The 23,729-nt window shown below is 66.4% G+C and carries 20 protein-coding genes; 5 read left to right on the forward strand and 15 right to left on the reverse strand.

All coding sequences use genetic code 11. The features are described from left to right. Positions 1-27: 27 nt before the first annotated feature. Positions 28-1,416, forward strand: a complete 1,389-nt coding sequence (locus D6M19_RS13695; protein WP_123025772.1) for an HNH endonuclease signature motif containing protein — start codon at positions 28-30, stop codon at positions 1,414-1,416. Positions 1,417-1,419: 3 nt separating this feature from the next. Here D6M19_RS13695 and D6M19_RS13700 read toward each other — a convergent pair whose 3' ends face one another. The 3 genes from D6M19_RS13700 to D6M19_RS13710 are packed head-to-tail and all read right to left on the reverse strand — an operon-like array spanning position 1,420 to position 3,865. Then, a complete protein-coding gene (locus D6M19_RS13700; protein ID WP_123025773.1) occupies positions 1,420-2,301 on the reverse strand; it encodes a DUF732 domain-containing protein in 882 nt (293 codons plus the stop codon). Positions 2,302-2,316: 15 nt separating this feature from the next. Further along, a complete protein-coding gene (locus D6M19_RS13705; RefSeq protein WP_123025774.1) occupies positions 2,317-3,459 on the reverse strand; it encodes a M24 family metallopeptidase in 1,143 nt (380 codons plus the stop codon). Positions 3,460-3,469: 10 nt separating this feature from the next. Further along, positions 3,470-3,865: a VOC family protein gene (locus D6M19_RS13710; protein ID WP_123025775.1), complete on the reverse strand. Its 396-nt coding sequence runs from the start codon at positions 3,863-3,865 to the stop codon at positions 3,470-3,472. Between the two features lie 23 nt (positions 3,866-3,888). On the opposite strand from D6M19_RS13710, the gene D6M19_RS13715 reads away from it, so the two are divergent. Then, positions 3,889-4,848: a 5'-3' exonuclease gene (locus tag D6M19_RS13715; RefSeq protein WP_123025896.1), complete on the forward strand. Its 960-nt coding sequence runs from the start codon at positions 3,889-3,891 to the stop codon at positions 4,846-4,848. Positions 4,849-4,850: 2 nt separating this feature from the next. On the opposite strand, the gene D6M19_RS13720 is transcribed toward D6M19_RS13715, so the two are convergent. The 7 genes from D6M19_RS13720 to pafA all read right to left on the reverse strand — a co-directional run bounded on the left by D6M19_RS13720 (position 4,851) and on the right by pafA (position 13,610). Continuing rightward, positions 4,851-5,570: a DUF4333 domain-containing protein gene (locus D6M19_RS13720; RefSeq protein ID WP_123025776.1), complete on the reverse strand. Its 720-nt coding sequence runs from the start codon at positions 5,568-5,570 to the stop codon at positions 4,851-4,853. 42 nt (positions 5,571-5,612) lie between these two features. Then, positions 5,613-8,357, reverse strand: a complete 2,745-nt coding sequence (locus D6M19_RS13725) for a DEAD/DEAH box helicase (protein ID WP_123025777.1) — start codon at positions 8,355-8,357, stop codon at positions 5,613-5,615. Then, on the reverse strand, positions 8,341-9,291 hold the full coding sequence (gene tatC / locus D6M19_RS13730; protein ID WP_123025778.1) for a twin-arginine translocase subunit TatC: 951 nt from the start codon (positions 9,289-9,291) through the stop codon (positions 8,341-8,343). Before tatC ends, D6M19_RS13725 begins: the two co-directional genes overlap by 17 nt. Before the next feature lie 70 nt (positions 9,292-9,361). After that, positions 9,362-9,607, reverse strand: a complete 246-nt coding sequence (gene tatA / locus D6M19_RS13735; protein WP_123025779.1) for a Sec-independent protein translocase subunit TatA — start codon at positions 9,605-9,607, stop codon at positions 9,362-9,364. Positions 9,608-9,637: 30 nt separating this feature from the next. Further along, on the reverse strand, positions 9,638-10,612 hold the full coding sequence (locus D6M19_RS13740) for a helix-turn-helix transcriptional regulator (protein WP_123025780.1): 975 nt from the start codon (positions 10,610-10,612) through the stop codon (positions 9,638-9,640). Then, positions 10,609-11,601, reverse strand: a complete 993-nt coding sequence (locus D6M19_RS13745) for a helix-turn-helix transcriptional regulator (protein WP_123025781.1) — start codon at positions 11,599-11,601, stop codon at positions 10,609-10,611. The genes D6M19_RS13740 and D6M19_RS13745 overlap by 4 nt, the downstream gene beginning before the upstream one ends. 650 nt (positions 11,602-12,251) lie before the next feature. After that, entirely contained in the window at positions 12,252-13,610 is a 1,359-nt protein-coding gene (gene pafA / locus D6M19_RS13755; RefSeq protein ID WP_123025897.1) for a Pup--protein ligase, read from the reverse strand. Between the two features lie 134 nt (positions 13,611-13,744). Here pafA and D6M19_RS13760 point away from each other — a divergent pair, with 134 nt between their 5' ends. The 3 genes from D6M19_RS13760 to D6M19_RS13770 are packed head-to-tail and all read left to right on the forward strand — an operon-like array spanning position 13,745 to position 16,517. Next, complete coding sequence (locus D6M19_RS13760) at positions 13,745-14,023, forward strand: DUF7162 family protein (protein WP_123025782.1); 279 nt, start codon at positions 13,745-13,747, stop codon at positions 14,021-14,023. Next, on the forward strand, positions 14,020-15,609 hold the full coding sequence (locus tag D6M19_RS13765; protein WP_123025783.1) for an alpha/beta hydrolase: 1,590 nt from the start codon (positions 14,020-14,022) through the stop codon (positions 15,607-15,609). The genes D6M19_RS13760 and D6M19_RS13765 overlap by 4 nt, the downstream gene beginning before the upstream one ends. 20 nt (positions 15,610-15,629) lie before the next feature. After that, on the forward strand, positions 15,630-16,517 hold the full coding sequence (locus tag D6M19_RS13770) for an alpha/beta fold hydrolase (RefSeq protein ID WP_123025784.1): 888 nt from the start codon (positions 15,630-15,632) through the stop codon (positions 16,515-16,517). On the opposite strand, the gene D6M19_RS13775 is transcribed toward D6M19_RS13770, so the two are convergent. The 5 genes from D6M19_RS13775 to D6M19_RS13795 all read right to left on the reverse strand — a co-directional run bounded on the left by D6M19_RS13775 (position 16,477) and on the right by D6M19_RS13795 (position 23,694). Beyond that, positions 16,477-17,271, reverse strand: coding sequence for an IclR family transcriptional regulator (locus D6M19_RS13775; protein WP_123025785.1), 795 nt, complete (start codon positions 17,269-17,271; stop codon positions 16,477-16,479). The genes D6M19_RS13770 and D6M19_RS13775 overlap by 41 nt on opposite strands. Positions 17,272-17,282: 11 nt before the next feature. Beyond that, positions 17,283-19,055, reverse strand: coding sequence for a putative nucleotidyltransferase substrate binding domain-containing protein (locus D6M19_RS13780; RefSeq protein WP_123025898.1), 1,773 nt, complete (start codon positions 19,053-19,055; stop codon positions 17,283-17,285). 64 nt (positions 19,056-19,119) lie between these two features. Next, entirely contained in the window at positions 19,120-20,643 is a 1,524-nt protein-coding gene (locus D6M19_RS13785; protein ID WP_123025786.1) for a GMC family oxidoreductase, read from the reverse strand. Between the two features lies 1 nt (position 20,644). Next, positions 20,645-22,189, reverse strand: a complete 1,545-nt coding sequence (locus D6M19_RS13790) for an APC family permease (protein ID WP_123025787.1) — start codon at positions 22,187-22,189, stop codon at positions 20,645-20,647. 14 nt (positions 22,190-22,203) lie between these two features. Beyond that, a complete protein-coding gene (locus D6M19_RS13795; RefSeq protein WP_123025788.1) occupies positions 22,204-23,694 on the reverse strand; it encodes an aldehyde dehydrogenase family protein in 1,491 nt (496 codons plus the stop codon). Positions 23,695-23,729: the final 35 nt, after the last annotated feature.

Genomic DNA, 23,729 nt, shown 5'->3' on the forward strand with positions numbered 1-23,729 from the left:
TCGGTGCTTCGAACTAGTGTTCGAAGCATGAGTTCGTTGGCCGGCTCCAAACGCATCGCGGCGTTGACCGCGGAGCTCGAAGGATTGCTGGCCGAGTCGTTGGACGGATCGGCCGCTGAGCGGGCCGACACCGCATTCGAGTGGGAAACGTTCAAGCGTCGCTGCGCGGCGATGGACCATCACGTGGTCGGATCGCTTGCCGAGGTACCCATCGAGGAGTTGGGTGAGTCGTCGCTGGCGTCGGCGTTGTGGACGTTGTTGCGGATCTCTGCCGCCGAAGCCAACCGCCGTGTCAAGGAGGCCAGGGATTTAGGGCCGCGATCGTCGATGACCGGCGAACCCTTGGAGCCGATGTTGCGCAACACCGCGGCCGCGCAGTGGCGAGGTGAAATCGGCGCCGAACATGTGAAGACCATTCGCCGGTTCTTCAAGAAGCTGCCCGGCTTCGTCAACCACGACACCCGCGAAGCCGCGGAGGCACAGCTGGCCGAGTTGGCGTGCGGGCTTCGGCCAGAACACTTGCGCGTCGCCGCCGACCATCTGGCCATACTGCTCGACCAGGACGGCGAATTGACCGACGCCGACCTGGCCAAGCGCAGCTACCTAACCAAGGGCAAACAGCAGGCCGACGGCACGAGCGAGATCCGCGGCTGCGCCGACCCCGAGCTCGGAGCGTTATTCGACGCGGTGTTGGCCAAATGGGCCGCACCGGGCATGTGCAATCCCGATGACGACAACCCATGTCTAGACGGCGAACCCGGGCAGGACGCACGGACCCGTGACGTACGGACGACAGGGCAGCGCAACCATGACGCACTGAAAGCAGTGCTGCGAGCGATGTTGGCGTCGGGACAGTTAGGCAGCCACAAGGGCCTTCCGGTCACCATAGTCATCTCCACCACACTCAAGGAGTTGGAGTCGGGCACCGGGCATGCCGTCACCGGCGGCGGCACCCTGCTACCGATGTCCGACGTCATCCGCCAAGCATCGGCAGCACACCACTACCTAGCCGTGTTCGACGAACATACCCAGGAACCGCTCTACCTCGGCCATGCGAAACGGCTGGCGTCCAAGGCGCAACGAATCGTGTTGTACGCCAGGGACCGTGGCTGCACCCGCCCCGGCTGCACGGCCCCGGGCTACTGGTGTGAAGCCCACCACGACGACGGCTGGGCCGCCAACGACAGCCCCACTGACATCGATAAACTCTCGCTGGCCTGCCCCGCCGACAACAAACTCATCGAGAAAACCGGCTGGAGCACCCGCAAACGCAAAGACGGCCGCACCCAATGGATCCCACCACCCAAGCTCGACTGGGGGCAGGCCCGCGTCAATAACTACCACCACCCCGAGCGCTACCTCATCCCCGATAGCCATGACGAGAAAAGCGACGACGACGAGGACGATTCGAGCTGAGCGCTATTCGCCGAGGTGGATCTCGACGCTGCCGCGCCGCAGCTGCTCGAAGCTGTAGCTGAATTCGCCGCGACGCCCGACCGACACCACATAACGATCCTGTCCCTCGGTGATCGGGAAGCTGAAGGCGAACCTGCAATTGATCTCGTCGCCGTGCCCCTCGCCAAGTGACGTGGAGGCGAGGATCTCGCCCTTGCCGTTTTTCACCATGACCTGAGTGCCGCTGCCGATATCGGAGTATCCATGAACGCCATGGCATTTACCTTCTTCCGATGTTATCGAGCTGAGGTATTGCTTCGAGGTGTCGATCAGCACGAAAACTGCTGAAGCATTTGCCGTTTCGAGGACGCGGAAGCCCTCGGAAAACCTCGGACAGAAGGCATCGACGGCGAGCTTGTCTGCGGCCACTCCCTGCTGCGGTCCGCCCTCGTCGAGTTGCTTGCAAACCTGCCTGCCGTGGGCCAGTGCGTTGGCATCGGAGTTGAAGCCGGCGGCGAGCCCGGAGTCTTTCAAGGTGGACAGATAGTCGGCATCGGGTGAACCCGCATTGTGGCGCGATAGCAGAACGCCCCAGACGAACGCCGCCAGCATGGCCAACACGGCCGTCGCGGCGCCGGTCGCAAGCCACGTCGATCGGATGCTCGTGCTGTTCTCCGCCGGAGTGTCGAGAAAGGCCGGCAGCAGCTTGCCGCCGTCGGGGTCGGTCGTTTCGGCCTTCCCGTCACGAACCCGGCCGGTGGGTCGGCCCGCGACGTAGTAGCGGCCTTCGTGGCGCGCGGTCGGGTCGGGTCGCCATCCGGTCTTGGCGACCCCATCCTTGCGCGCGCCGCAGTTCGGGCAGACGTCGGTTTTTCCGACATCGGAGCCGCAGTAGGGACAAGGCATCGTCGGCCGCAGCGGCTAGACGGGCACCACGATCAGCTCGTGCGGGCGACTGTTGACCGGTTCGGCGCCGTCGGCGGTGACGATGACGATGTCCTCGATGCGGGCGCCCCACTGGCCGGGGAAGTAGATGCCCGGCTCGACGGAGAACGCCATGCCCTCGGCCAACGGGAGATCGTTGCCCGCCACGATGTAGGGCTCCTCGTGCACCGAGAGGCCGATCCCGTGACCTGTGCGATGCACGAACGCTTCGGCCAGACCGGCCTCGGCGAGCACGTCGCGCGCGACGGCGTCGACCTGCTCTGCGGTGATCCCAGGACGTACCGCTTCGACGGCGGCCTGCTGCGCCCGTTGCAGCACCGAATACTGCTGCGCCACTTCCGGGCTCGGCTCCCCGATGCTGTAGGTCCGTGTCGAGTCCGAGTTGTACCCGGGTTCGTAAGGCCCTCCGATATCGACGACGACGATGTCACCTGCCCGAAGCTCACGGTCCGAACACTCATGATGCGGGTCGGCACCGTGCGGGCCCGATCCGACGATGATGAACGCAACCTCCGAATGCCCCTCGGCGACAATGGCTTCAGCGATGTCTGCGGCCACGTCGGCCTCGGTCCGCCCCGGCACCAGGAACTCCGGCACCCTCGCATGCACCCGGTCGATGGCGGCTCCCGCCTTGCGCAGCGCGTCGATCTCGGCGCCGTCCTTGATCATTCGCAGTCGACGCAACACGTCGGTGGCGAGCACCGGGACCACGCCGAGGACGTCGGCCAACGGCAGCAGGTGCAGGGCGGGCATCGCATCGGTGACGGCGACGGCGAGCTGTCCAGATGACCCGGCGGGGGCGCCGCCGAGGGCATCGGCCACCACTCGGTACGGGTCGTCGCCATCCACCCAATCGCGCACCGTGATACCGAGTTCGGTAGCAGCGGACTCCTTCAGCGAGGCCAGTTCCATTCGCGGGACCACAATGACCGGCTCGCCGGATGCGGGCAATACGAGGGCGGTAAGCCGCTCGAAGGTCTGGGCGCGCGAGGCAATCAGGTAGCGCAGGTCGTATCCGGGCGTGATGACCAGTCCGGCCAACCCGGCGTCGGCCGCGGCCACCGCGGCGGCCCGGAGTCGCTGCTCGTACACATCGGTGTTGAATCGGCCCGCTGTCATGGAACTCAGGCTAATCCGGGGTTGAATAGCTGGCGACCTCGATCAGGTTGCCGTCCGGGTCGCGGCAGTAATGCGATGTCATCGGGCCGAGCGCTCCGGTCTTGGGCACGGGCCCCTCGGTGATCGTCACCCCGCAGGACCGCAGGTGCGCGCCGACATCGTCGGGACTGATCTCTGCGATGAAGCACAGGTCGAGCGAGCCCGGCGCGTCGACGGCGCCCGTCTCCCAGTTCGGCGCCCCCGTGGGTCGCACGTTGATCTTCTGGTTGCCGAACCGCAACGCCACCCGACCTTCGCCGAACGCCTCGCGCTCCATTCCGAGCACCCGCACATACCAGTCGGTGGTGGCGTCGACGTCGCGGCAGTTGAGCACCACATGATCGATTCGATTCACGATGAAGGCCATACCTCACGCTACTGTCGGTGACCGTGGCAGCTCCCGTGTTATTGCTCGACGGCGCCAGCATGTGGTTTCGCTCCTTTTTCGGGGTGCCCTCCTCAATCACCGCGCCCGACGGCAGGCCCGTCAACGCCCTGCGTGGCTTCCTCGACGCCGTCGCCACCGTCATCACGCGCGAACGACCATCCCGGCTGGTGGTGTGTCGAGACGACGACTGGCGGCCACAGTGGCGGGTGGACCTCATCCCCTCATACAAGGCGCACCGTGTCGCTGAAGAGGAACCGACGGGCCAACCCGACATCGAAGAGGTCCCCGACGACCTCACTCCCCAGGTCGACATGATCATGGAAATGCTTGACGCGTTCGGCATTCCGACCGCAGGCGCGCCGGACTGTGAGGCCGACGACGTGCTCGGCACCCTGGCAAGCCGTGAGCGCAACGCCCCCGTCGTCGTCGTGAGCGGCGACCGCGACCTGCTTCAGCTGGTTCGCGACGAGCCGGTGGCCGTCCGGGTGCTCTATCTCGGCCGTGGCCTGGCGAAGGCAACGAAGTGGGGGCCGAAGGAGGTCGCCGAGACCTACGGTGTTCCCGTCGACCGGGCAGGTCCGGCGTACGCCGAGCTGGCGCTGCTGCGGGGCGATCCGTCCGACGGCCTTCCCGGCGTGCCCGGCGTCGGCGAGAAGACCGCAGCGACCCTGCTCGCGCAACATGGCTCGCTGGAGGGCATTCTCGCCGCCGCCCACGACCCGAAGTCGAAGATGTCCAAGGCGTACCGGACGAAGCTGCTTGCCGCCACCGACTACATCGAGGCCGCAGGACCCGTTGTCAAGGTCGCTATCGACGCCGACGTGAACTTCTCCACGGCCTCGGACGTGCTGCCGCTGGCGGCCGAGCATCCGCGAAAGGTGGCCGAGCTCGCCGAGCGATACGGCGTCACATCGTCAATTGGCCGACTGCAGAAGGCACTTGACGCGTTGCCCGGCAACTAGGGCTACTTCGGCCTGCCTACCTCGTAGGTGCCGTTGTTGTCCTGGAAGGTGACGGTCACCTGACGCTTGGTGCCGTCGATGCTGACCTCGCAGTCGAACGTCTCGCCCTTCTTCACGGTCGGGCTTTCGCCGTTGTTGCACTTGACGTCCTTGACGTTCTTGGCGCCGTAGCCATTCGACTCGTCGGTGAGGATCTGCTGGACACCGGACTGTGCGGCGCTGACGTCCAGCTTGGTGGTGACGAAGAAGCCGGGCTTCCAGAAACCGAGCACCGCTACCACTGCGACCACCAACGCGGCGAGCAGGCCGATCACGCCGCCGACGAGCGCCAGTGACCGCTTGGAGCCCTCCGGCGTCTCGGTCGAGCCGTACTGCGGGTACTGACCGTACTGACCGGGCTGCTGACCGTACTGCCCCGGCTGTGCCCCGTACTGCCCTGGCTGCTGGCCGTACTGCGGATAGGCCTGCTGACCGTACTCCTGACCCGGCTGCTGGCCGAACTGCTCGGTCGGCGGGTACTGCTGCGGTGGCGTGTAGGGCTGTTGGCCGGGCTGCTGATATGGCGGGTACTGCTGCGGCGAGTAGGCGGGAGGTTGCTGCCAGGCAGGCTGATCCTGGCCGGGCGCCGGCTGCTGCCATGCCGGTTGGTGGGACGGATCGCTCGACGGCTGGTCCTGACCCGGCCACGGTTGCGTCTGGTCAGGCCCTTGCGGTCCGCTCATCGTCTCTCCTGTAACTAGTGAACGCTGATCCTGCCGGACACCCTACCCTGCATCAACAGCGACGACGCCGCGTCGAACGTCGGCGATTGCGCGTTTCGCGGCGGTCCGGAGTTCCGGCGAAAGAGCGGCATTGCGCACCTGGTCGGCCAGATCGAGAACCTGGCGGCACCACCGGACGAAATCCCCCGCCGAGAGCGGCGAGCCGGTGCGACCGATGTCGGATGCTTCAAGCGCGGCGGCCAGGTCGCCGGTGGTGGCCCACCGGTAGACGGCGGCGACGAAACCCTCGTCGGGCTCCCGGCTCTGCGAGATCCGGTGCCGTTGTTCGTCGGTGCGCAGTTCGGCGGCTAACCGGCGGGTGTCGGCCAGCGCACGACGCAGCTTGCCGGTCGGGATCTCGGCGGCCTGCGGGGTGCCCGACGAGTCGCCCCGCGCCTCGTAGAGCACCGCCGACAACACGCCGGCCAGCTCCGCGGGCGACAACCCCTCCCACACGCCTACCCGCAGGCATTCCGCCACCAGGAGGTCGCTTTCGTTGTAGATGCGGGCCAGCAGCCTGCCGTCGTCGGTGACCTTCGGGTCGCCGTCGTCGTCGCGGATGAAGCCACGCTCGGTGAGCAGGACGACGATGCGGTCGAAGGTTCGGGCCAGCGAGTTGGTCGCCGCGGCCACCTTCTCCTGAATCTGCTTGTTGTCGCGCTCGATTCGCAGATACCGCTCGGCCAGCCGCACCTTCTCCTCGCGATCCGAGAGGCGGTGCGCGGGGTGGCGGGCAAGCTGCTCGCGAAGGCCCGCCAGCTCGGGGTCGACGTCGTGGTCAGCCGGTGTGCCGCTTCGCCTGCCCTTGGGGATCGCCATCCCGGCTGTCGCAGAACGTAGCGCCGACGCCACATCCCGGCGCACCCGCGGCTGACGGTGCTCGACGCGCTTCGGCAGCGTCATCGAGCCGACCTTCGCCGATGCGCCCGAGTAGTCGGCGGACGAAATGCGTCCCGCCCAACGGTTTTCGGTCAGCACAAGCGGGCGAGGGTCGTCCTCGTCGCGGGCGGGCTCGAGGACAACCGCAAGGCCGATGCGCCGCCCGTTGGCGATGTTGACGATGTCACCGCGCTGAAGCGAGGCCAGCGCATCGTTGACGGCCCGCCTTCGCTGCACCCGCGACGCCCGCGACTGGGCCTTCTCCCGTTGCGAGATCGCCGCGCGCATACGCGCATATTCCAGGATCGGGGCCTCGGGCCCGCCGAGCTCTCCGGCTATCTCGTCGAGCATCCTCTCGCCCCGTTCGATGGCGCGCACCAGGCCGACCACCGACCGGTCCGCCTGGTACTGCGCGAACGACCGCTCCAGGAGCTTGTGTGCCTGCGTCGGGCCCATCTGGTTCACCAGGTTGATCGTCATGTTGTACGACGGCGCGAACGAGCTGCGTAGCGGGAAGGTCCTGGTGGACGCCAGACCGGCAACCTCGGCGGGGTCCACGTCAGGAGTCCACAGCACAACCGCGTGGCCTTCGACGTCGATGCCTCGGCGGCCCGCGCGGCCGGTCAACTGGGTGTACTCGCCCGGGGTCAACTGGACGTGCTGCTCGCCGTCGAATTTCACCAGCCGCTCGAGGACGACGGTGCGTGCGGGCATGTTGATACCCAAAGCCAATGTTTCCGTGGCGAATACGGCCTTGACCAACCCTTGGGTGAAGAGCTCTTCGACGGTATGGCGGAAGACGGGGAGCATTCCGGCGTGGTGTGCGGCCAGACCGCGCAGCAGCCCCTCGCGCCATTCGTGGTAGCCGAGCACGACCAGGTCGGATTCGGAAAGGTCGACGCAGCGGCGGTCGACAACCTCTGCGATGCGGGCGCGTTCGACGTCGGTGGTCAGCCGTAGCGACGAGCGCAGACACTGTTTGACCGCGGCATCACAGCCGACGCGGGAGAAGATGAAGGTGATGGCGGGCAGCAGCCCTTCGGCGTCCAGGAGCTCGATGACGTCGGGCCGCGAAGGTCCCCGGAAAATACTGGGGCGGCTTCGATGGCCACCGCGGCCACGCGGATGCCAGTCGGCCAGCCGGTCGGCTTCGCGTCGATGTACGATGTGCCGCAACAACTGTGGGTCCACCAGGAGCTCGCGGCGATTCTTTCCCGGGTCGCCGGACCGGTAGTCGAAGAGGTCGAACAATCGCTTGCCGACCATGACGTGCTGCCACAGCGGGACGGGCCGGTGTTCGTCGACGACCACGGTGGTGTTTCCGCGAACTGTCTGGATCCAGCCGCCGAACTCCTCGGCGTTGCTGACCGTTGCCGAAAGGCTGACCAACCGCACGTCCTCGGACAGGTGCAGGATCACCTCCTCCCACACCGCACCGCGCATCCGGTCGGCGAGAAAGTGCACCTCGTCCATCACGACATGCGAAAGGCCATGCAGCGTGTCCGAATTCGCGTACAGCATGTTGCGTAGCACTTCGGTGGTCATCACCACGACCGGCGCATCCCCGTTGATCGACTGGTCGCCGGTCAACAGGCCGATGCGTTCCGCGCCGTACCGGCGCACCAGGTCGGCGTGTTTCTGGTTGCTCAGCGCTTTGATCGGCGTTGTGTAGAAACACTTTCGACCCGCCGCCAGCGCCAGGTGGACGGCGAACTCCCCCACCACCGTCTTACCCGCGCCGGTGGGCGCGCATACCAGCACACCGTGTCCGTCCTCGAGCGCCCGGCACGCGCGCAGCTGAAAGTCGTCCAGGGTGAACGACAGCAGCTCGGTGAAGGCGGCGAGTTCGCCGTTAAGTGGCGTCGTCATCGACTACTGGCCGAGACGAGGTTGACACTGCGGTCGGCGGCTCGATCGGTTCGACATCGCCGATCGTCGAGGCCTCGTCATCTGAAAGGTGCTCGAGCGCCTCGCGACGCGCCTTGCGCCTGTCGTGGATGCGAGCGATCTGAATCGCGACCTCCAACAACAGCGAAAGGGCCATGGCGAGCGCGAGCATCGAGAACGGATCCGATCCCGGCGTCGCGAACGCGGCGAACACGAATAGACCGAAGATCAACCCGCGCCGCCACGCCTTGAGGCGTTCGTAGGGCAGCACGCCGACCAGGTTGAGCATGATGATCAGCAACGGGAACTCGAAGCTGATGCCGAACACCAGCAACAGGTTGAGCAGGAACCCGAAGTACTGTTCGCCCGACAGCGCGGTGACCTGAACGTCGCTGCCGACGGTCAGCAGGAAGTGCAGCGCTTTGGCCATCACGATGTAGGCCAGGACGGCCCCCGTCACGAAGAGCACAGCGCCGACCCCGACGAACGCCATCGCGAAACGACGTTCCTTCCGGTACAGGCCGGGCGTGATGAACGCCCAGATCTGATGCAGCCAGACCGGGCAGGCCATGATGAGGCCCGCCGTCAGCGCGACCTTGAGTCGCAGCATGAACTGGTCGAACGGTGCGGTTGCCAACAACCGACATTGGCCGTCGGGCGCGATGGTGGCCCGTGCGGAGGCCGGCAGGGAACAGTACGGCCCGCGAAGCCATTCACCGAGGCTGTGCAGTCCGAAGAAGCCGTGGGTGTACCAGAAGAATCCGATGATCGTCGTCAGCACGACCGCGGCGGCCGCGATCAGCAGCCGGTTCCGCAATTCGCTCAGATGATCGACGAGCGACATGGTGCCGTCCGGATTGATCTTCGCGCGACGTCGGCGCGGATCCAGTCGCTTGAGGAATCCGGGGGTTTGCACGCAGCTCGCCTATAGATCTATGAACACGGACAATCGACACGGCCTGCTGCCGTGCTCGGCCGACGTGGGCTCAGGCCGGGCGCTTGTCGGTGGGCTCGGCCTGCGGTTCGGGGGCGTCGACGCGCTCCGATGCGATCGGCGTCGCCGGCTTTTCGGCCTCCGGCTTCGCGTCGGACTTCATTTCCTTGACCTCGGACTTGAAGATCCGCATCGATTGGCCCAGCGAACGGGCCGCGTCGGGAAGCTTCTTGGCGCCGAAAAGTAGAACGAAGACAGCGATGACGATGATCCAGTGCCAGGGTTGTAAACCGCCCAATTTGGTTACCTCCAGACGTCTGGGGCGAGTCTACCCGCCCGCATCGGCGCCGACGCCATACGCACGCAGTGCGGCCGCGGCCGATTCGCGAACCCGCTGGGCCAGCGCTTCCGGCGCCAGTACCTGCACCCCGGATCCGAAGCCGAGAACGAAGCGGGCCATCCATTCATCGGACGCGTAGGTCATCGCCGCCTCGCACGCCCCGTCGGACAGCTCGCGGACGACCCGCAGCGGGTAGTAGTCGAACATCCAGGACGCCGCGCGGTCGATGAGCAGCGTCGCCGACGGCAACGACGGATCCGCGTCGAACAGCGAGGTGTCAGGTGGCGCCTGCACGGCGGGCTCGGGCGGCGCGGACGGCTCGTCGAGTGCCGACGCATCGACGATACGGTCGAAACGGAACAGCCGCACACCCTCGGCGGACCGGCACCACGCCTCCAGGTAGCTGTGCTCGTCGACCAGCACCACCCGGATCGGGTCGACGATCCTGCTGGTCAGCATGTCGTGAGAGGCCGAGTAGTACTCGATCGACAGCGCCCGGCCGCCCCGCACCGCCTCGCGCACCGCGGCGGCCGCCTGGCTCTCCACCGGCGCAGGCTCGTCCACAGCGGTGGCGTCGCTTCCATGGTTGACCGTGCCCGCAGCGGACTCGATTTTCGCGATCGCGCTGCGCGCGGCCTCGGGGTCGACCATGCCGGGAACGTCGACCAAGGCGCGCAGCGCAACCAGAACGCCGGTGGCTTCCGGTGAGGTCAGCCGCAGCGGGTGGTCGATGCCGGCGGAGAAGGTGACCTCGATGGTGTCGCCGGAGAACTCGAAGTCGATCAGGTCGCCGGGGCCATAGCCCGGGAGGCCACACATCCACAGCTGGTTGAGGTCGTCGCGCAACTGTTTCTCGGTGACGCCCAGATCCGATGCGGCCTCGGCATAGGTGATCTTCGGGTTGGCCTGGAAGTACGGAACCATGTTCAGCAGCCGGACCAGCCGCTCCGATATGGGACTCATGCCTCGACTCCCGCGTGCGCCCGCAGCCGGTCGAGCACCTCGTTGCGCAGCGCTTGCGGTTCCAGCACAACGGCGTCCGCGCCGTAGCTCGCGATCTCGCGGGCCAATCGGTCGGACAACCCGATGTCGACAGCGATCTCCTCGCCGCCGCGGCCGCCGAGTTCACGCGGGCCGACCACGGTGGCGCCGCGACGCAGCGCGGTGGCCCTGCCATCGGCGACCCACACCCGCGCCTGTGTTCCGCTCGGCGTCTCGCCGATGACCTTGTGCACGATCTCGCGCAGGTCCACTCCGGGGGGCGGCTCGACGGAACCGGCTGGGCCGATGGGCTTTACGTCCGCGCCGATGCGAGACAACCTGAAGGTTCGGGTGGCGTTCCTGTCCCGGTCGTGGCCGACGAGGTACCAGCGTCCCCGGTCGGTGACCACGCCCCACGGTTCGACGGTGCGGGTCGTGTACGGCTCGCTGCGCGCCGGCCGATGCGGAAACTGCACGACCTTGCCGGAGTTGATGGCGGACAACAGGATTCCCAGCACCTCCTCTGACCCTCGGATGCCTGGCATCCCCGCCGTAGAGGTGATGGCGATGCCCGCGTCTCCCGCGTCGACGTCCACACCGGCTGCCCTCAGCTTGAGCAGGGCGCCCTGGGTGGCGGTGATCAGCTCGGGCGACTCCCACAACTGGGTGGCCACCGCGACGGCGGCCGCTTCGTCGGCGGTCAGATCGACGGCGGGCAGCGCGTAGGCCTCGCGGTTGATCCGGTAACCCTCAGTCGGGTCGAACTGTGAGGCACGGCCGGTTTCCAGCGGGATGCCCAGGTCGCGGAGTTCGTTCTTGTCCCGCTCGAACATCCGCGAGAAGGCCTCGTCGCTTGCGGTGTCGGAGTAGCCGTAGACGGTCTCCCTGATCCGCTCCGCACTGATGAAGGTTCGGGTGGACAGCAGCGCGATGACGAGGTTCATCAAGCGCTCGACTTTGGAAGTGCCCACGGGTTCACAGCTTAGGGCGTCCCGGGGATCGACCATGCAGCGGAGAACGGTATCCCGTCGTCACGGGAACATGACGGCGATCGGTAGCCATCAGCGAGCGAACAGCCTGGTACGCAATTTCGCGCCGAAACCGTACAGAGGTGAGCGCTCATGCGGCCGCGCTCCGTATTAGTTGCCCATCGATGCGGCGCACCATCACTTCAGGGTGCCTTCGGACATCGTCAGTGACGATGGACAAGACCCGCCAACCGACCTCCTCAAGGGCAGCTCGCTTCTGGCGATCCTTCCTTAGCGCCTCCGGTGAGCTGTGCCAATCGAAACCGTCGTATTCAACGGCGAACCGGCAATCCAGTCCGCGTAGCCGGGTGAGGGCGTCAGGCGCACCGAGGCTGTATATGCCCGGAAGAATCTTCACCAACTCGGCGTTTTTCAGCCGCCGCTGCATCCCGCGGCGGGTCAAGTGGAGCAAGATCTGTGCTGAGGTGGCGACTCCGCCCTGCGCGAAGAAGAGCGTGCTGAGCTCCGGCGGCATCGCGCATTGTGGTTTGCCCCGACGCGAAGCCGCCAGTAGGCCCTGTGGATAACGGCCGAGCACTCATTGTTGTACAGATGTTCGCGCCAGACGCGTACAGGGCTGAGCGCTCGCGCACCTACATCGACGCGATTAGCCGCTTGACCCGTTCGTCGACAGAGCGGAACGGGTCCTTGCACAGCACGGTGCGTTGCGCTTGGTCGTTGAGCTTGAGGTGCACCCAGTCGACGGTGAAGTCGCGGCCCGCCTCCTGTGCTGCGCTGATGAATTCGCCGCGAAGTTTGGCCCGGGTGGTCTGCGGCGGGGTGTTCACCGCCTCCTCGATCTCCTCATCGGTGGTGACGCGCGTGGCCAGTCCCTTGCGCTGCAGCAGGTCGAAGACGCCCCTGCCCCGTTTGATGTCGTGGTAGGCGAGGTCCAGCTGGCTGATCTTGGGGTCGGAAAGCTCCATGTTGTAACGATCCTGGTAGCGCTGAAACAGCTTGCGCTTGATGACCCAGTCGATCTCGGTGTCCACCTTCGCGAAGTCCTGGCTCTCGACGGCGTCGAGTTGGCGTCCCCACAGGTCGACGACCTGCTCGATCTGTGGGTTTGGCTCGCGGGTTTGCAGGTGTTCGACGGCACGCGAGTGGTACTCGCGCTGAATGTCGAGGGCGCTGGCCTGCCTGCCGCCTGCCAGCCGCACTGGCCGCCGCCCGGTCAGGTCGTGGCTGACCTCGCGAATCGCCCGGATCGGGTTGTCCAGCGAGAAGTCGCGGAACGCCACGCCGGATTCGATCATCTCCAGCACCAGCGCGGCCGTGCCCACTTTCAGCATCGTGGTGGTCTCGCTCATGTTGGAGTCGCCGACGATGACGTGCAGGCGGCGGTACTTCTCGGCATCGGCATGCGGTTCGTCGCGGGTGTTGATGATCGGGCGGCTACGGGTGGTCGCCGACGACACGCCCTCCCAGATGTGCTCGGCGCGTTGGCTGAGGCAGAAGGTGGCGGCCTTGGGCGTCTGCAGCACCTTGCCTGCCCCGCAGATGAGCTGGCGGGTGACCAGGAACGGCAGCAACACATCGGAGATGCGGGAGAACTCGCCTGCGCGCACGATGAGATAGTTCTCGTGGCAGCCGTATGAGTTTCCTGCCGAGTCGGTGTTGTTCTTGAACAGGTAGATGTCGCCGCCGATGCCCTCGTCGGCCAGCCGCTGCTCAGCGTCGATCAGCAGGTCCTCGAGCACCCGCTCGCCTGCGCGGTCATGGGTGACGAGCTGGATGAGGCTGTCGCATTCGGCGGTGGCGTATTCCGGGTGGCTGCCGACATCGAGGTACAACCGCGCGCCGTTGCGGAGGAAGACGTTGGAGCTGCGGCCCCACGACACCACACGGCGAAACAAATACCGCGCAACTTCGTCGGGGCTCAGCCGTCGGTGCCCATGAAAGGTGCAGGTCACACCGAATTCCGTCTCGATGCCCATGATCCGCCGCTGCACGTTATCGAGCTTACGGGGTGGTTTCGAATCGCGGCGCATCAGCCGCGGCGTTGCGACAGCTTTACCGTGCGGGGCCGCACAGCCGCCTGTGGATAACGTCAGCGCCGCAAGGCGGTGATCTGCCAGCATGAGGCATGGGGGGAAACACCGAAGTCGATCTGAACGCGTTGCGCGCAGTCGCTGACCACGTCACAGAAGCTGCCGATGCCATCGCTGAAATGCATTGGCCCACAACGCCCGCCGATGAACTGAGAGGATCGTCGACCGGCGCCGTCCCCGCAGCTGATCTAATCGCCGCCAAACTCAGCGACGTCATCGCGAACATGCGCGGCTGGGCGGTCGCGGCACGCATGGCCGCCGATGCCTTCGAGCGCGCCGACCGGCGCAGCGCCGACCGCTTCCCTCCCCGGTGACCAGGCCGACCGTCGCGCAGGCAGAGGCGTGGAATCCCGACGCACTGCGCAAGACCGCCGACGGCTGGGACGCCGCGGCAACCGACCTGCAGAGCCGCGTCGACGCCGTTGTGCACGCAATCGCAGGCAGCCGCGACTTCTGGTCCGGATCGGCCGCGCAGGCGGCCCGCGGTCATGGCGGCACGATCGCCGCCGGCGGCGCAGTCGCGACGCGGTGCCTGATCACCGCAGCCGTAGCCGCGCGTGACGGCGCCGAGCAGATGAGTTCGGCGCAAGACGATCTGCAGGCGCTGCTGGCGGCCGCACGAGCCGACGGGTTCGTCGTCGCCGACGACGGTGTCGTCACCGGGGGCAGCGCAAGGCCTCTGCTGGCCACCTTGGCCGGCGGCAGCATGCAGGTGACGACCGATGTGCTCAGCACGAGGATCGTCGCCGCCCTCGACCGGTTGGGGGCAGCCGATGCAGACACCGCGCACGACATCACCGAGGCACTGAACCCGGCGCACGCACCGCCGGCCCAGACAGCGCCCGCCGGGGCATGGCCGGTTCCGCTGGCCGACGTCGTCGCGGGCTGGTCGGCGATCGGCCAGGACCGAATCGCGAATCAGATCACCGCGATCACAACCGAACAGCGCCAACGCCTCGTCGATGAATTCCCCAAGCAGGTAGGCAACACCGACGGGGTGCCGTGGGATATGCGGATCGCGGCCAACCGGGTAAACATCGCGCAGGCTATCGCCGACGAACGGCGAAGCGACGGCCCAGGCTCACAGGCCCGTGTGGCGTTCTACCAAGGTCTGCTCGCCGAGGTCGACGACCCCGCGCGCAGCGGCCGCCGGGTAGATCGCCAGATCCTCGCCTTCGACCCCGACCGGGCATCGCTGATCGAGCTGAACGGGAACCTGGCCACCGCGAGGAGCGTCGCCGTCATGGTCCCCGGGCTGAACACCACAATCGAAAACTCGGCGGCCAACACAGAGACAGCCAGGCGTTTCGTGTCCGCCACCCGGGGCGAGGTCGCGACCATCACCTACCTCGGCGGCGCGTTCCCCCGCGGCGACAACGTGGCGACCGGCGTGGTCGACGCGGCGGATCCGCGCTACGCCCTTGACATGGCGCCGCGCCTTGTGGCCTTCAGCGAGGACGTCGACCGTACGGTCGACGCCACCGGCCGCGACCTCCCCGTCACCTACATCGGCCACTCCTACGGCGGTTCAATCCTGGGTACCGCGGAGGTTTTCGGTCTGACCGCCGACCGCACGCTCTACCTTGCGGCGGCGGGTGCCGGGGTCGGTGTCGACGATCCATCCGACTGGCACAACCGAAACCCGGACGTGCTGAGGTTCTCGATGACGGCTCCAGGTGACCTCATCGAGGTGGTGCAGGGCAACCCGGCCAGCCCGCACGGCGCCGATCCCGACCAGATGCCCGGCGTAATTCATTTGCCCGCAGGTGATTACGACGACGGCCGACCCATGGCCGGTCCACTGGCGCATGGTGACATCGTCAACGTGCCGTCGGACTCGTGGCGAAACATTCTGGCGGTCATCACCGGTGATTCCCCAACTCTGCACAAAGCGGGCTGACCGTTGGCAAAATCTGACCAATGTCGTCACGCAGCAGCCCGGTTGACGGGTTCCGGCTGGCGTTCGACCGGCACGGGCCGACCGGCGCGCCAGCGGTGGTGCTGCTGCACGGCTGGCCGGGCAACCGCCATGACTATCGCCGCGTCCTTCCGCTGTTAGCCGAGGCCGCCGACGTGGTCGTGCCCGATCTGCGCGGCTTCGGGGGTTCCGACAAGCATGCCGTCGATGTCCGTCATTTCTACAGCGCAAGCGCCCAGGCAAGCAGCGTGGTGGGACTCATCAAGGAACTGGGCCTGACCGATGTCGTGCTCGCCGGCTACGACGTCGGCAGCCGGGTAGCGCAGAGCGTGGCGCGGATGTATCCCGAGATGGCCAGCGCTCTGGTGCTCTCGCCGCCTCTGCCCGGGGTCGGCAACAGGGTGCTGTCACCGAAGGCTCAGCGGGAATTCTGGTATCAGGCCTTCCACCAGCTGCCCCTTGCCGATCGCCTGATCGACGGAAACCTCGACGCCGTGCGCGAATACCTGCGCCATTTCTGGAGCCATTGGTCGGGCCCGAATTTCACTCTTCCCGACGACGATTTGGAGCGATTGTCATCGGATTACGCGTTGCCCGGTGCATTCACCGCGTCGATCGCCTGGTACCGCGCGGGTGCGGGCATGGTCGCGCAGTCGCTCACCGAACCGCCTCCCGAGCGCGCGATCAAGGTGCAGGCGTCCACCGACGTGCTGCTGCCCGAGCATGATCCGCTGTTCCCGCGGGACTGGGCCGACCGGCTGGACGACTACTTCGTCGACGCACGGGCGCACCGCGCCGACGGTGCGGGCCATTTCACCCCGCTGGAGTGCCCGCAGGAATTCGCCGGCCTCATCCTCGATCGCGTTCGACCCAGCCAAGGCGGCGACTGATCACGTCGGCGGCGGCCGTCGTCTTCTTGGCCACCTCCGAGAACCGATCCTGGCCGAAACGATAGGCCGGGCCCGAAACACTCAGCGCTGCAATCATATTCGAGTTGAAATCGTAGACGGGCGCCGATACCGCGTTAAGGCCTATTTCGAGTTCCTCCACGACGCAGGCCCATCCGCGCTCTCGCGCCGTTGCCAGCTCACTCTCGAGATCCGAGATCCGCACCACGGTGTTGGCGGTGAACGATTCCAGCGTGGTGGGCAGCCGGTTGCGGACCTCGGCAGGCTCGAGCCCGGCGAGCAACACCTTGCCGCTGGACGTGGCGTGCGCCGGACAGCTCTGGCCGACCCAGGACCGCAGGGTGATCTGCTCAGGACCGATCGCCTCGACGATGTTCACGATACGGGCTTCGTCCAGGATCGCCAGGTTCGTCGTCTCCCCCACATCCGAGGCGAGCGCGTCGCATACGTCTTGGCTGAGCTTGACCAGATCGAGGTGACCACTGCTGGCTCTCGCCAGTCGTGAGATCGCGAACCCGAGCCGGTACTTCCCGCGCTCCGACGTCTGCTCGACGTAACCCCGCGATTCCAGCACGGCGATCAGCCGCGACACCGTCGACTTGTGCACCCCCAGCTCAGCGGCGATCTCGGTGGCGCCGGCCTGGCCCGCCGTCGCGAGGATCTCGAGCACCAACAGCGCGCGGTCGACCGATTGAACCGCGGCCTCCGCCTTCTGACTGGGCTTTTGCTCCCCCACGACCGGCCACCCTATCCGGGTGGGATTCCGACGTTGCGGACCCGTCGCTGCACGCCGACGATCTCCCGAAGCCCCTCGTTGAGCAGGCTGCGATTCAGCGGCGAGAGCTCAGACATCGTGATCACGTCACCTGGCGTATGACCCGCGGCTATCTGAGCGACCTGATGGGCCATCCGCAACCGCTGGAGCATCACGAAGACATCGCACAGCGTTTCGGCGTCGCTATCGCTGATCGCGCCGGCCTGTGCGGCGGCGCTCAGCCGCGCAGGCGTCGAAGCCGAACCGACGTCGGCGCTGAGCCCACCCCATCGCGCAAGGTTGACAATCGGGGTTATCGCGTGCTGCTTGAGGTCGAATGTGCCGCCGCGCCTTGACAACACGTCACGCAGCGACCGTGTCTTGACCCGCGCAGCCAACGCGTCGAGTCGCTGCAACCGCAACGCCTCGGAATGTTCGTCGCGCATGGAGCGGTAGGCGGCGGGCACTGTGTGCAACGAAGCGTCGCCCCACACCACCCGCCCGTCGATGAGCAGTGACGACATCATCAGGCCCTGGCCGCGCAGCGGATCATCGAGCCAACCCTCGGCCGCGGCGAACCACTCCGACTGCGATCGCGAGAAAAGCGGCTGATATGCGACAGCACCATTGCGATCCGACGGCAGCCCGCAACCATCGAGGATTTCGTGGGTGCGAATGGCGATGGCGCGCAATTGCGCACTCGCAGAGGACATGTCGTCTCGCCAGGACAGCGCACTGTCGACATCCGATGACGGCACCGCCTCGCGCCGGGCGACACTTCCCAGGGTCAGCCACGCGAACCCATTGATATCGTCACCGGCTTCTGCCAGCGCGAGTTCCAGTGCCCTTCGCACCAGGCTGTCGATGACCACCGACAGGATCGCGCTGGTGGCCGACGCCTTCGTGCCGTTGCGGAACAGGTCGGCGGCCACCCCGGTAACCCGCTGTCCGACCTGCTGCAATTCGGCTGCGTCACCGGCCAATCCGATGGAGCGGCGCAGTGTGAAACTCTGTCTGGCCGACGCCGCCAGCAGGTCTGCGTCTTCGACGACGCCAACGACCTCACCGCGCGACGTCATGACCGGCATGTGCCGAAGGCCGCACTCCAGCATCTCCATCAGCACGGTCTCCGCGGTCAGATCCGCGGTGACGCGACGGGCGGGCGCGCTCATCACCTCGGTGATCGGCGCGTCGATCGAGACACCGGCTGCCACCACCCTGGTCCGCAGATCTCGGTCGGTGAAGATGCCCAACTCGCCGTCCGGCAGCCGGATCAGCGCATAGGACACGTGGTGCTCGGTCATCCGACACACCGCGTCGCGCACCGAGGCGTCGGGCCCGACAAGGAGCACGTCGCCGTGAACCAGCTCGCCGACCGGCCTGCTGTCGGTCGTCGGCGCGATCGTCGGGCGATCGGCGCGGCCCACGTTCCACGCAGTCGACGCAAGGAACGCCAGACCCGCCGGCTTGGCGAACTGGGCTCGCACGACGGCACCCGGCAACCGGATCAGTGTGCTGGGCGCCGTGGCACGCGCCACGAATTCCATTCCGCCGCCGGTGAGCAGCGGGGTGTAACCGAAGATGCCGCCCGGCTCGACTGTGTCGATCGTGGTGGCGTCGGCGCTCGCCTGAAGTGTCACCTGCCCGCTGCGCACCATCCAGACATCGCCTGGCACCCGTTTGGCGTAGTCGGCGACGACGGCACCGGCCGGGAAGTCGACCACCTCCGACTCGGCGGCGAGGTCGCTGAGTTCCTCGTCGGCCATCGCCTGGAACGGCGTGTGCTCGGCCAGGAACGACGCCAGCTCAGCGGGCGGGTCGGGCGCGGAGTCAGCTTTGTCGGATGAGGTCGGCACACTTCTCCGCCATCGTCATCACCGTGATGTTGGGGTTGACCGCGGGCAGCTTCGGCATCGCCGACGCATCGACGACGCGTAGTCGGCTGGTGCCCTTGACCCGCAGCTGTGGATCGAGCACGGCCATCGGGTCGCTGACCGAACCCATCCGCGCCGTCGCCGCCGGGTGATAGACGGTGTTGTGGCACTTGTGGATGTAGTCGAGCAGTTCGTCGTCGGTCGTCGCATCCGGACCGGGTGCGAGCTCACGACCCACCCATGCCGCCAACGGCGTCTGCTCGGCGATCGTGCGGGCCAGCCGGACGCCGGTCAGCATGATCCGGTCGTCGTAGCCATCGGGGTCGGTGAAGTAGCGCGGGTCGACACGGGGCCGATCGCGGAAGTCCGGGCTTCGCAGTCGCACGGTGCCACGGGACCGACCCTGAGTCACGTTGGGCGTCAAGCAGAATCCGTTGTCGGTCGTCGGATAGCCGCGCCGCAGCGTGTTCATGTCGAACGGCACGCTTCCGTAATGCATCATCAGATCGGGCTGGGCGCTACCCTCGTCGACGCAGGTGAACAACCCGATCTCCCACCACTGGGTGGACGTCGTCACCATCGGCTTGGACGCCTCCCAGAACACCAGGCCCTCGACGTGGTCGTCTAGGTTCGCCCCGACGCCCGGGGAGTCGACTCGCACGGCGATGCCCATCTCGCGCAGGTGCACGCTCGGCCCGATTCCCGAGAGCATCAACAGCTTCGGCGTATCGATCGCACCAGCCGTGACGACGACTTCGCGCCGCGCAGAGACGGTGTCGTATCCGGTGAGATCCGGCCGCATGTAGCGGACACCGGTGGCGGAAACGGTGTCGTCGAAAATGATCTCGGACACCCAGCAACCGGTGCGCACCTCGAGATTGCGCCTGGACTCCAGGATCGGATGCAGATAGGCATGCGAGCTGGACATCCTGGTGCCGTCCTCGGCGGCGTTGATCTGGAACCAGCCTGCGCCGTTGCGGACGGTTTCGCCGCGATTGAACGCAACGGTCGGCATGCCGACCTTCGCCGCAGCCTCGAGAACCGCTGCCCCGCAGGGATCGTCGGGCGGGACGTCACGAAGCAACACCGTCTGCTTGAGCCGCTCGGTGAGCGGCAGGATCTCGGCGGCGCTCCAGCCGTCGGCGCCCATGGTCACCCATTCGTCCAGGCATTCGGCGGGCGGCAGGAACGCGATGCACGAGTTGTGCGACGAGCAGCCGCCGAGCACCTTCCCCCGTGCATGCCGCATGAAGGAGTTGCCTCGTTCCTGGGGCTCCACCGGGTAGTCCCAGTCGTAGCCGGAGTCCAGCAGATGCATCCACTCCGACAACACCAGGATGTTGTCGTCGCCGACGTCGGTCGGCCCGGCCTCGAGCAGGCACACCGTTACGTCAGGGTCCTCCGATAGCCGCGCGGCCAATGCACAGCCTGCGGTGCCGCCACCGGCGATCACATAGTCGAATGTGCCGGCGCCCCCCATGTCACGCCTGCTCGAGAGGCTTCTCGGCCTCGGCTACGGTCGCGGCGGCATGCGATTCCAGCGTGCCGATGTGGTGGCGGCCCTTGATGAAGTACCACAGCAAGCCGGATCCGAGGATCACGCCGATGTAGACGAACGCGCCCCAGGTGTTGTACCAGGGCTCGCCGTATACGTCGGCACGCGGCCACGCCAGGTTCAAGGCCATCAACGAACCCCACAGCACGGCGAAGATGTTCACCGGCAGTCCCCAGCGGCCCATGGTGAAGTAGCCGCCCTCCTTGAGATCCTTCGGCGGCCACTGGCCTTGCAGTCGCTTCTTCAGCATCGGACCGGTCACCATCAGATACGCGAGGTAGATCATGATGATCGCGATCGAGGTCAGCACCGTGAAGATCTTGGGCTGTTCGATGTTGATCACCAGGATGATCGCGGCGATCACACCGATGACGACCGCGGGGATGATCGGTGTCTGCGTCTTGGGGTTGACCCGCGCGAGTTTCTCGCCGAACGGCAACGCGTTGTCACGTGCCATCGCGAAGGACAGCCGGATGGCTGCGGTGTGCACCGCGAGCGTGCACACCGTGACCGCGACGACGATGCAGACCAGGAAGATCTTGCCAAGCGGTCCCCACATCACCTGCTCGACGATGTACTGCAAGCCGCCGCTGCTTTCGCCGATCTGCGGGTCCTCGAGGTTCGGTGCCGACATCACCGCGAACACCAGGATCGCACCGCCGATGACGAACGAGGCGAGGATCGCCCGGAAGATCGCCTTGGGTGCGGTGCGGCGTGGTTCGACGGTCTCCTCGCCCAGCGAGGACGCCGTGTCGAAGCCGTACATCACGTACAGGGATGCCAGCGACGCGACGAGGAAGGCCCCGAGGTAGCCGTAGCTCTCACCGGCGCCGTAACCCTGCGTGGAGAAGAAGATGTCGGGACCACGCTTGATGTTGAGCGCCAGGATGATCGCGATCAGCACGGCGGCAATCAGCTCGATGAACACCCCCGCGCTGTTGATCCGCGACATCAGCTTCACGCCGAGGGCGTTGATCAAAGTGGTGAATGCAATCAGGACACTGCCCAGGACAACGGCGTTGGCGGCGAAGTCGTATTCCCCGCTGCCGTCGCCGATGATCTGGAAGCCGCTCCAGATCCGCGGCAGGTTGAGCTGGTAGGCCAGCACCACCGCCGAGATCGTCACGATCGATGCGGTGAGCATCAGCCAGCCCGACGACCATCCGACCAGGCGGCTGCCGAGCTTCTTGCTCCAGTTGTAAACCGATCCCGCGACGGGATACTTGGCTGCCAACTCCATGAAGCACAACGCGACGGCCATCTGCCCGACGAACACCATCGGCCACGACCACAGATAGCCGGGTCCTGCGGTGCCGAAGCCGAAATAGAACAGCTGGAACGTGCCGGTGAGGATGGAGATGTAGCTGACGCCGGCGGCGAAGCTCGCGAACTTTCCGATGCTGCGGTCCAGCGACTGGCGGTAACCGAAATCCTCCATTCCGCTGTCCGCGTGCGGCTCCTTGATCGACATGCAGGTTGTCCTCTCTAGCCCTTGAACCAGCCGGCGGGTTGGGGTGCGGTGTTGTGCCAGATGTGTTTGATCTCTTGATATTCCGCGAGCCCGGTTGGCCCGAGCTCACGACCGTTGCCCGACTTTCCGAATCCGCCCCACTCCGCCGCCGCGGTGTAGTAGCCGAAATCGTTGAGCCACACCGTGCCGTGCCGCAGTGCCCGCACCACACGTTCGCCCCGCGCCTGGTCGGACGTCCGAACGCCCGCCGCGAGGCCGTATTCCGTGTCGTTGCCGAGTTCTATCGCCTCGGCCTCGTCTGTGAACCGCTCCACCGTAAGAATCGGCCCGAAGGTCTCCTCGGCAACGATTCGCATCGACCGGTCGCACCGATCGAAGATCGTGGGTAGATAGAAGCTGCCTTTGGCGAGAGCTGCGTCGCTCGGCCGGGCACCGCCGGTGACTAGTTTCGCACCTTCGGAAAGCCCCTGCTGGACAAAGGCTTCGATCTTGGCGCGCTGCTGTTCGGAGACCAATGGGCCGGTTTCGCTTGCCGGGTCCATGCCGTCGCCCATCCGGATCTTCTCCGCACGCGCGGCAAGGTCGGCGACGAAGTCGTCGGCGATGGACTCCTCGACGATCAGCCGGGTGCCTGCCGAGCAGACCTGCCCTGAGTGCAGGAACACACCGGTGAGGACGTGGTCGACGGCTGCGTCCCAGTCTCCGGAGTCGGCGATGTCGGCGAACACGATGTGCGGATTCTTGCCACCGAGTTCAACAGCCACCTTGGTGACATGCTCGGCGGCGACCTTGGAGATGGCCTTGCCGGTGGCCACCCCGCCGGTGAACGAGATGAAGTCGACATCGGGGGTGTCGGTGAGTGCGGGCCCGAGCGTGGCGCCGCTGCCCTGCACCAGATTCACCACCGAGTCCGGCACCCCGGCCTCTTGGAGCAGGCGGGTGAACGCGATCGTGGTCAGCGGGGTGACCTCGCTCGGTTTGACCACCATCGTGCAACCGGCGGCCAGCGCGGGCGCGATCTTCCAGGAGATCTGCAGCAGCGGATAATTCCACGGCGCGATCAGCACGCACACCCCGATGGGTTCGCGCACCACCCGGCTGATCACTGCAGGATCGCCGACGTCGACGATGCGGTCCGACTCGACGGCAGCGAGCCTGCTGTAGTAGCGAAAGACCGATGTGACGTCGTCGATGTCGATTCGACTCTCGGCCAGCGTCTTTCCGGTGTCCCTTGTCTCGAGTTCGGCCAGCGACTCCTTGTCCCGCGCAAGCAGATCTGCGACCCGGTCCAGCAGCGCGGCCCGGTCAGCGACGGGGGTCGCCGACCATTTGCCGTCGTCGAAGGCCTTTCGCGCAGAGGCCACGGCGTCGCGCGCGTCGTCCGGGGTGGCCTCGTCGACAACCGCGGCGACGCTGCCGTCGGCAGGGTTGACGATGTCGCGAGTCCCACCGTCGGACGCATGACGCCATTTCCCACCGATCAGGAGATCGGGCTCACCGTTCATGTTGCGCTCACCTCGCTTTGCGGAGCCGCTCAGCC

Origin of the sequence: Mycolicibacterium stellerae (genome assembly GCF_003719305.1) — a bacterium.
Lineage (GTDB): Bacteria > Actinomycetota > Actinomycetes > Mycobacteriales > Mycobacteriaceae > Mycobacterium > Mycobacterium stellerae.